The sequence below is a fragment of the Methylophilus sp. UBA6697 genome, assembly GCF_002454655.1.
Lineage (GTDB): Bacteria > Pseudomonadota > Gammaproteobacteria > Burkholderiales > Methylophilaceae > Methylophilus.
Genome location: NZ_DKJH01000047.1, coordinates 1 through 12,637, shown reverse-complemented (window position 1 = coordinate 12,637; position 12,637 = coordinate 1). Strand labels below are relative to the sequence as shown.

9 protein-coding genes (1 of these 9 cut by a window edge) are annotated in these 12,637 nt (G+C 51.6%); 6 read left to right on the top strand and 3 right to left on the bottom strand.

Annotated features, from left to right (window positions below; all coding sequences use genetic code 11):
- Both pgi and glgB read right to left on the bottom strand, forming a co-directional pair.
- Window positions 1-1,618, bottom strand: the 5' portion of a protein-coding gene (gene pgi / locus B3355_RS12385; RefSeq protein WP_292784443.1) for a glucose-6-phosphate isomerase. The gene continues 41 nt to the left of window position 1, outside the view; only the first 1,618 of its 1,659 coding nucleotides appear in the window; its start codon is at window positions 1,616-1,618; its stop codon lies beyond the left edge, outside the window.
- 113 nt (window positions 1,619-1,731) lie between these two features.
- Window positions 1,732-3,948 carry a 1,4-alpha-glucan branching protein GlgB gene (gene glgB / locus B3355_RS12380; protein ID WP_292784440.1) on the bottom strand — a complete coding sequence of 739 codons (2,217 nt, stop codon included), beginning with the start codon at window positions 3,946-3,948 and terminating at the stop codon, window positions 1,732-1,734.
- Between the two features lie 217 nt (window positions 3,949-4,165).
- Here glgB and glgC point away from each other — a divergent pair, with 217 nt between their 5' ends.
- Genes glgC through B3355_RS12360 form a run of 4 tightly spaced genes read left to right on the top strand, consistent with a single transcriptional unit; the run spans window position 4,166 to window position 9,658 of the window.
- Window positions 4,166-5,488 (top strand): glucose-1-phosphate adenylyltransferase, encoded by a 1,323-nt coding sequence (glgC, locus tag B3355_RS12375; RefSeq protein ID WP_292784437.1) that lies wholly within the window; start codon window positions 4,166-4,168, stop codon window positions 5,486-5,488.
- A gap of 41 nt (window positions 5,489-5,529) precedes the next feature.
- The gene (locus tag B3355_RS12370) at window positions 5,530-7,236 is read left to right on the top strand and encodes a glycoside hydrolase family 57 protein (RefSeq protein WP_292784434.1); all 1,707 of its coding nucleotides are present in this window, start codon (window positions 5,530-5,532) and stop codon (window positions 7,234-7,236) included.
- Between the two features lie 30 nt (window positions 7,237-7,266).
- Window positions 7,267-8,736 carry a 4-alpha-glucanotransferase gene (gene malQ / locus B3355_RS12365; protein WP_292784431.1) on the top strand — a complete coding sequence of 490 codons (1,470 nt, stop codon included), beginning with the start codon at window positions 7,267-7,269 and terminating at the stop codon, window positions 8,734-8,736.
- Complete coding sequence (locus B3355_RS12360) at window positions 8,729-9,658, top strand: ROK family protein (protein ID WP_292784428.1); 930 nt, start codon at window positions 8,729-8,731, stop codon at window positions 9,656-9,658. The genes malQ and B3355_RS12360 overlap by 8 nt, the downstream gene beginning before the upstream one ends.
- Window positions 9,659-9,666: 8 nt before the next feature.
- Here B3355_RS12360 and queG read toward each other — a convergent pair whose 3' ends face one another.
- A complete protein-coding gene (gene queG, locus B3355_RS12355) occupies window positions 9,667-10,755 on the bottom strand; it encodes a tRNA epoxyqueuosine(34) reductase QueG (RefSeq protein ID WP_292784425.1) in 1,089 nt (362 codons plus the stop codon).
- Here queG and tsaE point away from each other — a divergent pair.
- The gene (gene tsaE / locus B3355_RS12350) at window positions 10,754-11,212 is read left to right on the top strand and encodes a tRNA (adenosine(37)-N6)-threonylcarbamoyltransferase complex ATPase subunit type 1 TsaE (protein WP_292784422.1); all 459 of its coding nucleotides are present in this window, start codon (window positions 10,754-10,756) and stop codon (window positions 11,210-11,212) included. The genes queG and tsaE overlap by 2 nt on opposite strands.
- Complete coding sequence (locus B3355_RS12345) at window positions 11,212-12,534, top strand: N-acetylmuramoyl-L-alanine amidase (protein ID WP_292784419.1); 1,323 nt, start codon at window positions 11,212-11,214, stop codon at window positions 12,532-12,534. Before tsaE ends, B3355_RS12345 begins: the two co-directional genes overlap by 1 nt.
- Window positions 12,535-12,637 lie beyond the last annotated feature (103 nt).

The following is a 12,637-nucleotide window of genomic DNA, read 5'->3' as shown; positions in this document are numbered from 1 at the left end:
TGGTTGAGCTGTCAAAGCTGGTCACCGCATCCGGCGTGGTCAACTGTGGCAGGATCTGGCTGGCAATTTGTTTGCCGTATTCCACGCCCCACTGGTCATAGCTGTTAATGTCCCAGATGATGCCTTGTACGAAAATTTTGTGTTCATACAGCGCGATCAGCTTACCTAAAGTGTAAGGCGTTAATTGCTTGAACACGATGGACGTCGTTGGGCGGTTACCTTCGAATACTTTGTGAGGCAGCAGATCTTCCAGCGCTTCACCACTCAGGCCTTGTTTTTCCAACTCGGCGCGAGCTTCTTCACGCGTTTTGCCCAACATAAGTGCCTGGGTTTGTGCCAGGAAGTTAGCCAGCAAAATCTTGTGGTGCTGGTCATCCGGGCTGCCAATTTTGTAATGGCTGTTAGCTGGCATCAAAAAGTCCGCTGGCACCATTTGCGTACCCTGGTGGATCAACTGGTAAAACGCATGCTGGCCATTGGTACCTGCTTCGCCCCAGATGACCGGGCCGGTTTTGTAGCTGACACGGCTGCCATCGCGGCAAATGAATTTGCCATTACTTTCCATGTCTGCCTGTTGCAGGTAAGCTGCAAAGCGTGACATACCCTGGTCGTAAGGCAGGATAGCGTGTGTATCGACGTGGAAAAAGTTGTTATACCAGACCCCTAGCAAGGCCATGATGACTGGCATGTTTTGTTCCAGCGGAGCAGTCTGGAAGTGCTGGTCCATGGCGTGGCCACCAGCCAGTAACTGTTCAAAGTTGTCCATGCCGACATGCAGCGCAATGGATAAGCCAATCGCAGACCACAGGGAATAGCGACCGCCAACCCAGTCCCAGAAAGCGAACATGTTGTTGGTATCGATGCCGAAGGCTTGCACCGCGGTCGCGTTGGTAGACAGCGCCACAAAGTGCTTGGCCACGTGTTGGTCTTGTTTGGCTGCATTGAGGAACCAGCGACGTGCAGAGTGTGCATTCGTCATGGTTTCCTGGGTGGTGAAGGTTTTAGACGCCACAATAAATAGTGTGGTCTCAGGATTGCAGTTCTCCAGCACACGCATCAGGTGCGCGCCATCAATGTTGGAGACAAAATGTGCTTTCAAGTCCGGGCTGGCATAAGGCTTCAATGCATCGCAGGCCATCACCGGGCCGAGATCTGAGCCGCCAATACCGATATTCACCACGTCAGTGATACGTTTGCCGGTATAACCAGTCCATTGACCGCCGCGCACTTGCTCGGTAAAGCTGCGCATTTGTGCCAGCACGGCATTGACGTCAGGCATCACATCTTTGCCGTCGACCAATACAGGCGTGTTGCTGCGGTTGCGCAGGGCAGTGTGCAAGACGGCACGGTTTTCAGTGATGTTGATTTTTTCACCGCTGAACATGCGGCTGCGCCATTGCTCGATATTGGAGTCACGCGCCAGCTGGAACAGTTGTGCCAGCGTTTCTTTGGTGATGCGGTGTTTCGAGTAGTCGAGCAGGATATCTTCGACGGTTAAGCTGAACTCTTCAAAGCGTTTTGGATTTTGTTTGAACAGGTCGCGCATTTGAATATCGCGCATTTCAATTTGATGCTGGTTCAGCGCGTGCCAGCTCGGGTGTGTGGTTAGTTTTGCCATGTTATGTTGTTGCTATCGTTTTCAAGTCAATTAATTTTATAGGGCGCGCAAACATTCAGTCTGCGCTGCCAAAATCTGTACTGCAAGCTTGCATTTTTAGCCAGTTTAACCAGCTATTGTAACTGAAGTATGACACCAGCCAGCGGCGGCAAGTTAAGGCTGATAGAGGCCGGATGTTCCATCCATGGGACGGAATCGCTTTGACAGCCATGACCATTACCGAAATTGCTGCCACCATAACAAGCGGCATCACTGTTTAACACTTCCTGATAGTAACCCGATTGTGGTACGCCCAAACGATATTGATGGCGCGGTACTGGTGTGAAATTTAACACTATTATAACAAAACTATGGTCATTGCCGCGTCTGATGTAGCTCAATATTGACTGGGTAGCATCCTCGCAATCTATCCACTGAAAGCCTTGCGCGTCAAAATCATGCGCATGCAAGGCAGGATGCTGGCGATAAAGTGCGTTCAGGTCGCGGTTTAATGCCTGTATGCCTCTATGCAAGGCATGGTCAGGAGTTGATGCTTCGAGCAAATGCCAATCCAGGCTCTGGTTGACGCTCCACTCGCGGCTTTGACCAAATTCGTTACCCATAAAGTTCAATTTCTTGCCAGGCATGGTCATTTGCATGGTTTGTAACAGCCGCAAATTAGAGAATTTTTGCCAGGCATCCCCGGGCATTTTCTCCAGCAAGGACTTTTTGCCGTGCACCACTTCATCATGCGAGAACGGCAGCACAAAGTTCTCGGAGTAAGCATACATCTGCCCAAAAGTCAGCCGATTGTGATGATATTGGCGGTATACCGGATCCAGTTGCATATAGGTCAAGATGTCGTTCATCCAGCCCATATTCCATTTCATACTGAATCCAAGGCCGCCGGCATACACCGGGCGCGAGACTGCAGGCCAGGCAGTCGACTCTTCAGCAATGGTAAGCACACCAGGAAAACGCTCGCCAACCATCATGTTGAGTTGCTTCAGGAATTCAATGACATCAAGGTTTTCGCGGCCGCCATAAGCATTTGGCAACCACTCGCCGTCTTTGCGTGAGTAGTCGAGATAGAGCATGGAGGCGACTGCGTCCACGCGGAAGCCGTCAACATGGAACTCTTTTAGCCAATAGTAGGCGTTGCTGAGCAAAAAGCAGCGCACTTCATTGCGGCCATAATTGAAGATATAGGTGCCCCAGTCCATATGCTCGCCTAGCCTGGGGTCGGCATGCTCATACAGGGCCGTGCCATCAAAACGCGCCAGTGCCCAGTCATCCTTGGGGAAGTGCCCTGGCACCCAATCAAGGATGACGCCGATATTGGCCGCGTGGCAACGATCAATAAAGTACTTCAAATCATCCGGGTTGCCATAGCGTTGGGTGGGGGCAAAGTATCCTGTGACTTGATAGCCCCACGATTCATTGAGCGGATGCTCGGCAATGGGCAATAATTCAATGTGGGTGTAACCCATGTCAGTTAAATGCGGAATCAGCGCATCTGCCATGGCGCGATAGCTTAAAAAGTGGCCATTGTGGTCGCGCTGCCAGCTGCCGAGATGCACCTCATAGCAGTTAAAAGGCGCATGTAACCAGTCACGTTGCTGGCGTTGTTGCTGCCAACTGTCATCTTGCCAGGTGTAGTGGCTCTCGCAGATACGGTTGGCGGTGCCTGGCCTGGCTTCAAAGGCTTTACCATAAGGGTCGGCCTTGACCATGACATGGCCATGTTCGCGATTGCGGATTTCAAATTTATATAAATCGTGCTCGGTCAAGTGTGGAATAAATAATTCCCATACGCCACTGCTGCCGAGTACGCGCATGGCATGTACGCGGCCATCCCACTGGTTAAAGCTGCCAACGACGCTGACACGCTCAGCATTCGGGGCCCATACGGCGAACCTGACGCCAGGCACAGCATTGACTGTCATGGGGATGGCGCCAAGTGTGTTGTAGGCCTCAAATAATTTGCCTTCGGCAAACAGATGCAAGTCGTCTGCCGACAGGGTGCTGCCTAAGCTATAGGTGTCGAACATTTCATAGCTGGATGCCTGCTTATGCAATTGTATTTTGAGTGCAACCGGCGTATTGACAGCTGTGGCTGACTTGTAAAGAAACAGGCCTTGCGGATGGTTGAGTGTCATGGCTTGCCAGGCATCATCGGCCTTCACCCAAACCTTGTCGGCATTCGGCAGAAAAACACGTACATGCCACGGGCCTTGCTGGCTATCTGCATGTACACCCAAGTATTCAAAAGGGTTGTGATGTGTCGCGTCTAAAATACGTTGCAGATGCAAGGTGTCGGGATGGGGAGTGGCTGAAGGTTTGACTGTCATGCTAGCAATGTCCATTTGACTAGCCTCAATCCTATCAAAAAAAGTTAAGATTTACGTCATTTATCGCTGAAAATATCGTTGTCTTTACCCGAATTATCATGCAGACTGTGGGTGTCGGACCTGCGGTTACCAAGCGTTGTGTCGTCTCTACCGGAACGCACATCGCTGCGCATGACTTCGGGCTGATTTTCAGGATCAGAAAAACAGGAACAGCATCATGTCTCAAGCAGCAGAGTTTATCGAACGTCGTAAAAGCAACCGGCGGCAAGAACGTCCTTCTGACCGCTTTATCAGTAACCTGACAAAAAATACCGTCGCGATTATCCTGGCCGGTGGCCGTGGTAGCCGATTGAAAAATCTGACTGATTGGCGAGCGAAGCCGGCAGTGCAGTTTGGCGGCAAGTTCCGTATTATCGATTTCCCGCTGTCTAATTGCATTAACTCCGGCATCCGCCGCATTAATGTCGCCACACAATACAAGGCGCAGAGCCTGATTCAGCACGTGCAGCGTGGCTGGGGCTTCTTGCGTGGCGAGTTTAACGAGTACGTCAACATCATCCCGGCACAGCAGCGCTTAGGCGAAGAGTGGTACAAAGGTACGGCAGATGCCGTATACCAAAATATCGACTTGTTGCGCGAGAATGGTGGCGAATACATTCTGGTGCTGGCTGGTGACCATATTTATAAAATGGACTACGGCAAAATGCTGGCCACACATGCGCGTAGCAATGCGGATATGACGATTGCCTGCATTAATGTGCCACTGGAGGATGCCAAAGGCTTTGGCGTGCTGGAGGTAGATGGTACCGACAGGGTGGTGGCGTTTGATGAAAAACCGGCGCATCCCAAGCCGACGCCCAATAACCCAGAGGTGGCGTTTGCGAGCATGGGTATTTATGTGTTTAACGCCAAATTCCTTTATGAACAGTTGATCCGGGATGCTTACGACCGTAAGTCCAACCACGATTTCGGCCAGGATATTATTCCCTATATCATCAAGAAATATAAAGTGCAGGCACACCGTTTTGTCGATAGTTGTGTCGGTGCGCAAAGCGATAATTATTACTGGCGCGATGTCGGTACGATCGATGCTTATTGGGAAGCCAATATGGAGCTGACCAAAGTCATCCCGGAGCTGAACCTGTATGACAGCGACTGGCCGATCTGGACTTATCAGGAGCAATTGCCACCGGCCAAGTTTGTGTTTAAAGACGAAGGACGTACTGGTAAAGCAACGGATTCACTGGTGTCTGGCGGTTGCCTGATCAGCGGCTCATGTGTCTCTAACTCGGTATTATTTTCAGGCGTGCATGTCGCTGATTATTCCGATCTGGATGGTGCGGTCGTACTACCAAAAGTCAAGATCAATGAAGGCGTGGTCATGCGTAATGCCGTGATTGACCGCGGTTGCGAGATTCCGGCCGGTATGCATATTGGCGTGGATCTTGAGCGTGACAGAAAGCGTTTTTATGTGTCTGAAAAAGGCATTGTTCTGGTGACGCCAGATATGCTGGGACAGGATTTGTACCGTGTGAAGTAATATCAATTGAGATGAGGTAACGATGGAAAAGAGGTTGAGGGATGTCCGATAAAAAATTGCTGTTGAATCTGTATTGGCACATGCATCAACCTGACTATCGCGACCTGGTCACCGGCGAGTATGTACTGCCGTGGACCTACCTGCACGCACTCAAAGACTATAGCGATATGGCCTATCACCTGGAACAGAATGCGGCAGCCAGGGTGAGTTTCAATTTTGTGCCGATTCTGGTTGAGCAGTTACAGGATTACGCTGACCAGTCGCGCACCGGTGAATGGCGTGACCCCTTGTTGCGCTTGCTGGCGAACCCGGATCTGGACAATATTACCGATGCCGAATGCCAGCTCATTGTAGACAGTTGCTTCAAGGCCCATCATGAAAAGATGCTGAGCCCGTTTCCGCATTACCAGCGCCTGCTGAAATTGTACGAACTGGTAGCGCCCATCATGCAAAGCGGCCAGTTTCATTATCTCTCCGAGCAATATAAAGCGGATTTGCTGGTCTGGTATCACCTGGCGTGGACGGGCGAGGGTTTGCGGCGCAAAAACAAAACCGTGCAGGCACTGATGCAAAAAGGCTTGCTGTTTACGCTCAAAGACCGCCAGGCATTGCTGGGTGTGATCAGCGAAACCTTACAGGGCATTTTGCCGCGCTACCAGGCTTTGTTGGCAAAAGGGCAGATCGAGATGTCTACCACGCCTTACTACCATCCGATTTTGCCCTTGCTCATCGATTTGAAGAGCACACGTGATGCCATGCCAGAAGCGCCTTTGCCACATTCGGCGAATTATACTGATGGGTATACACGGGCCATTGCCCATGTAGAGGCCGCCCAGCACTATCATGAAAAGATCTTTAACCAAAAGGCGCTTGGCATGTGGCCAGCCGAAGGCGCTGTTTCGCATGCGGCATTGTCGCTATTAGCCGAACAAGGTGTCGCTTGGGCCGCGACCGGGCAGGGTGTGCTGGCCAACAGTTTGCGTAAATTAGGCTTGGCGCATGAGCAGCCGCAAGATTACCTCTATCAGCCATACAAAATCACTAATGGCCAGCAAGATATCGTCTGCTTTTTCCGCGACGATCACCTGTCTGACAAAATCGGTTTTGAGTACTCCAAGCAATATGCCAGCGAAGCGGTACATGATTTTGTGCAGTCGCTGGAGCATATTCTTGCCCAAAGCGAAGATGAAACACCGGTGGTGAGTGTGATTCTGGATGGCGAAAATGCCTGGGAGTATTATCCATACAACGGTTTTTACTTTTTGCAGGAGCTATATCACGCCTTGGCGACGCATGCTGATATCCAGATGACCACGTTTAGTGATGTGCTGGCCATGCAGCAAACCAAGCAACTGCCGGAGCCCAAGTTGCTGAATGATATTTGTGCCGGTAGCTGGGTTTATGGCACCTTTAGCACCTGGATTGGCGAACCGGCGAAAAACCGTGCCTGGGATTTGCTGTGTGAAGCCAAACGGCAATATGACCAGCATGTGCATGAGTTATCTGCGACTGCCAAACAGAAATGCCAGCAACAACTGGCGCTTTGTGAAGGCTCTGACTGGTTTTGGTGGTTTGGCGACTACAACAATGCGCAAAGCGTGCAAAGTTTTGACCAGCTATACCGCCGCAATTTGAGCAACCTCTATCAGTTGCTGGGCCTAGTGCCGCCAGCGCATTTGTCTCAGCCCATTAGCCTGGGTGGCGGTGACGCTGAAAATGCCGGCACCATGCGTCGCGGGCAATCCTGACCGATTTTATTTTTTCTGAATGCCAATCTCATGACACAAGCTAGACAAGCAGGTGTGTTGCTGCACATCACTTCATTACCTGAAGGCAATCTTGGGCCGGATGCCTATCGTTTCGTCGATAAACTGGTGGAAATGGGGGTGGCCATCTGGCAAACCTTGCCAGTCAATCAGCCACACGGTGACCAGTCGCCTTACCAAAGCGTGTCGGCGCATGCCGGGCATACCGGCATGATCAGTCCTAGGCAGTTGTTGCAAGAGGGCTGGTGCCAGCCTGAAGAGGCTGAGCTGCCATTACCCGCGTTAATCGCTAAAATCATGTTACGTGTGCAGTCTGGCAGCGCGCCGTCTAAAGCGGACGGTCGCGGCTTTACCTGGTCGGGTTTTGCCCGTTTTTGCCAGACACAACATTACTGGCTGGAAGATTTTGCCTTGTTTTTGAGCTTGCGCGAGCAGCATGCCCAGCAAAGCTGGCAGCAATGGCCGGAGGCTTACAGATTGCATGATGTGCAGGCCTTGCAAGCCTTTACCGCCGCACACCAGGAGCAACTGACGCTGATTAAATTTACGCAATACGTGTTTTTTCAGCAATGGGCGCAACTTAAACTGTATGCCAACCAGCGTGGCATCAAATTATTTGGCGATATCCCGATTTTTGTCGCTTACGATAGCGTGGATGTCTGGGCGCATCCTGAGTGGTTCAAATTGGATGCTGAACTCAATATGACGGTGGTGGCCGGCGTGCCGCCTGATTACTTCTCTGAAACCGGCCAGCGCTGGGGTAACCCACACTATGACTGGCAGGTGATGCAAGCCGATGGGTTTGCCTGGTGGCTGGGCCGCATTGATACCCAGGCGCAATTGTTTGATGTACTGCGTATTGACCATTTCCGTGGTTTGCAAGCCGCCTGGGAGATTCCTGCACTGGAGCCTACCGCGATCAACGGCACCTGGCAGGATGCCCCTGGGCATGCGTTGTTGCAAGCCATTACCGAGACCTTTCCACAACTCAGCCTGGTGGCTGAAGACCTGGGCATCATTACTGACGAAGTCGATGCTTTACGACATGCGTTTGAGTTGCCTGGTATGAAAATTTTGCAATTTGCTTTTGGTGGCGATGAGGATAATCCCTATTTGCCAGAGAATATCGAAGCAAACAGTGTTGCCTATACCGGCACTCACGATAACGACACCACGTTAGGCTGGTATCAGGCTGCGCCAGAACATGTACGCACCCACTTGCATCACTATTTAAGCCAGCATTTAAATCAAGAACAGCCTGACATGCCAACAGCGCTGATACAACTCACATTTAATAGTGTAGCTAACCTGGCTATTGTGCCCATGCAGGATATTCTGGCACTAGACAGCCAGTCACGTATGAATACGCCGGGCACCATAGAGGGCAATTGGGCCTGGCGCATGCAATGGGCGCAGTTAAGCGATGATAAACTACACTCTTTCAGACAATTAGTAGAAGAAAGTGACCGCGTGCATGCCTGAAGCAAGTGCTGTGTATCGTTTGGGCTTGGATGTAGGCGGGACGAATTTACGCCTGGGCGTATTTTCTGACCTTGCGCTGGTTGAAGAAACACGCTTTCAGGCCAATTATTCTGCCATTTGCAAACAATATCCGCCAGCGCAAGCCTGGCAAACCATTTTGCAGGTGACGGCAGATGCTATTCGCCCCTTGCTAAACAAATATCCGGCCATTCAATCCATAGGCATCGGTTTTCCCGGGTTTATTAACCCGCAAACCGGCATATTGGCGCAATCACCCAATTTGCCAGGGTTGCGGGATGTCAATCTAGGCCATGACCTGACTGACTTGCTGGGGATCAAAGTCCGCGTTGAAAACGATGCTAATGCGGCTGCCTATGGCGAGTATGGCCAATTAGGCCAACCAGCGGGTGGTCTGCTTTACATCGGCCTGGGTACAGGTGTGGGCGCCGGATTGGTGGTGAATGGCAAAGTGTGGGCCGGGCATCATGGTTATGCGTTAGAAGCGGGCCATATTATTGTCGTGCCAGAAGGGCGTTTATGTGGTTGCGGTAATCAGGGCTGCGTCGAGCAATATGCTTCTGCCACAGGTATCAGCCAGGCCTATGCTGACCTCACAGGCCAAACACTGACTGCCCAGGCGATTGCAGTCGCTGCTGATCAAGGCGATAGTCATGCTCAGGCAGTCTATGCTGATGCTGGCAGTAAGCTGGCGCAAATGCTGGCCAGCGTGCTGAAAGTGGTCGATGTGGAAAATGTACTGATCGGTGGTGGTGTGGTGGCTGCCTGGTCATTGATGTCAGCCGCATTTCAGCAACGATTGGAACACGACTTGATTCCAGTGTTGCGCGGTAAAATCCAGGTGCATACTACGCACTCGGGCGACGTTGCGGGCATGCTGGGTGCTGCGCTGTTAGCTGTTTAGGCTGCGTTTTACTGATGTTGCGCCAGTGCCCAGGCCACATGTTCCCTGACAAGTGCATTGCTATCGTCTTGCCGTGCCTCTAAGGCGGCAACGACGGCTGCAGAACTCGTCGCATTGCCCAGCCCGATAGCGATATTGCGCAACCATTGCACGTAGCCGATACGGTAAATGGCGCTACCCGCCATGCGCGCTTGAAATTCGCTTTCTGTCCAGGCAAAGCAATCGACCAAATCACTACTGTCCAACCCATGTCTGACGGCAAAATCACTTTCCTGGCTCTTCACGGCAAATTTGTTCCATGGGCAAATTAATTGGCAATCGTCACAGCCATAAACGCGGTTGCCAATCAGTGGCCGTAGTTCCAGTGGAATGCTGCCCTGGTATTCAATGGTCAGGTAAGAAATACAGCGTCTGGCGTCCAGCTCATAAGGCGCCACAATGGCGCGGGTAGGGCAGATATCTATACAGGCTGAGCAACTGCCGCAATGCGCGCTCGTTGGCGGGTCGATGGGCAAGGGCAGGTTGGTATAAATTTCGCCCAGAAAGAACCATGAACCCTGTTGTCGGTTGAGCAACAAAGTATGTTTTCCACGCCAGCCAACGCCAGCCTTGGTGGCCAATGCCACTTCGAGTACCGGCGCGCTGTCAGCAAACACACGGTATTCAAAACTGCCATAAGTCTCGGTGATGCGCGTACACAGTTGCTGCAACTTTTGCCGCATCACCTTATGGTAATCACGGCCCATGGCGTAGCGGGCAACATAAGCCTTATCTGGATTTTCCAGTACCTGCCAGCCGTCAGCTGCGTTTTCAGGCAAATAATTCAGGTTGACCGAGATCACGCGCAGTGTGCCAGGCACCAATTCTGCCGGACGGCTTCGCTTGGTGCCATGTTTTGCCATATAATCCATGTCGCCGTGGTATTGTTTGTCCAGCCAGTTTAAAAACTCCGGCTCAGCGGCAGATAAGTCAGTATCGGTGATGCCGATGCTGCCAAACCCCAATTCTCGCGCCCAGCCTTTGATGGTCGCTGCCATCTGTGCGGCGGCTTGATCATCAGGCAATTGAATGGGGACGGGATGTGATTGATGTGACATGACAGAAACGTATTCTACACAGATTTTAAAAGACGAAGCAGCGACTGTGCATACAGCCGGGGTGTTGGCGACCCAGTTGAAGCCGGGGCAGGTGATTTACCTGCATGGCGACCTTGGTGCGGGCAAGACGACGCTGGTGCGCGGCATTTTGCACGCGCTGGGTCACATCGGCAAGGTGAAAAGTCCCACCTATACCATTGTCGAGCCATACAATCTGGCCATCGCTTCATGTTACCATTTTGACCTGTACCGCTTTCAGGACCCCGAGGAGTGGGAAGCTGCCGGATTCCGCGATTATTTCAATGCCGACAGTATTTGCCTGGTTGAGTGGCCTGAGCGTGCCGAGCAGGTATTGCCACAAGCCGATATAGAGATTCGATTTGATATTTTGCCGCACGGCCGCGTGCTGCATATCACCAGTCAGCAACCGCTGGCGTTGGAAGGACTATGCCAGTAATGCGCAAGATTTTAACCTTATGGCTGCTCACAGCCGTGTGTTCTCTTATTGGCGTGGCGCGCGCCGCCGAAGTGATTCTGGCTAACCTGCAACAACATGGCAGCCAGGTGCAGGTTGAGTTGCTGTTAGATCAGCAAGTCAAATACCGCGTATTCACACTGGATAATCCGTTCCGTGTCGTCATTGATATGGATGCAGTGGCGATCAGCCCCACACTCAAAGCCTTGCCATTTCAACTGGATGCGCAGCATCCTTATTTATCCAAAATCCGCATTGCGCCCTTTACTGAGCATACTACCCGCCTGGTATTCGATATCAAGTCCGACATCAAACCATTGGTGACTGATATGAATGCAGGCAGTTCGCAACAACGCCTGGCCATTAGTATTGCACCAGCAACCGGTAGCGCAGAACCTGCGGTCGCGACACCTGCGTTGACGCCCTCAAAACAGTTACAAGAAGTTCCGCCAGCCAATACTGATGAAAAGCTGGCTGAATCTACACCACCACCATCTGCCGTCAAAGAGCCTGCGAGTGAAGCGCCAGCCGCTACGGCGAATAGCGAAAAGCCAGCAGACAAGCCGGTTGCTGCTGATAAACCGAAACAAGCCAAGCCTGGCCAAAAGCTGATTACCATTGCGGTTGATGCCGGCCATGGTGGTGAAGATCCTGGCGCCAGAGGCGCCAATGGCAGCCATGAAAAAAACATCACGTTGGCGATTGCGCGCAAACTCAAGCAGCAGATTGACGCTGAAGACAATATGCAGGCGATTTTAATCCGTGATGGTGACTATTTCGTGCCGCTGGGCGATCGTGTGAAAAAAGCACGAGCCGCAAAAGCAGACCTGTTTATTTCCATTCACGCCGACTCCTTCGTTAATAGCACAGCTAAAGGCTCATCGGTGTTTGCGTTATCTGAGCGTGGCGCCACCAGTGCTGGTGCGCGTTACCTGGCGAAAAAGGAAAACGCGGTGGACTTGATTGGCGGTGTCTCGCTAGATACACGCGATATGGATCTGGCGCGTACGCTACTCGATTTATCACAAACCGCGACCATTCACGACAGTATCCGCATGGGTAAAGCCGTGTTGGGGCGCATTGCTAAAATTAATACGTTGCATTCCAAATACGTAGAACAAGCCGCGTTTGCGGTGTTGAAATCACCGGATATTCCGTCCATTCTGGTGGAAACGGCGTTTATCAGTAACCCAGATGAAGAGTCGAGGTTGAATGATGATGGTTACCAGGATAAGTTGGTGAACGCGATTTTATCGGGCGTGAAGTCTTATGTAGCGACGAATCCTTCGTTTGCTAAAAAGTAATTCTTACATTGATCGGTGCTTTTTCGCCTTGTCGGCGAGTCACTTTCTGGTGCTTGTCCCCCAGAAAGTAACCAAAGAGGAAGACACCCAGCCATCACGGCCT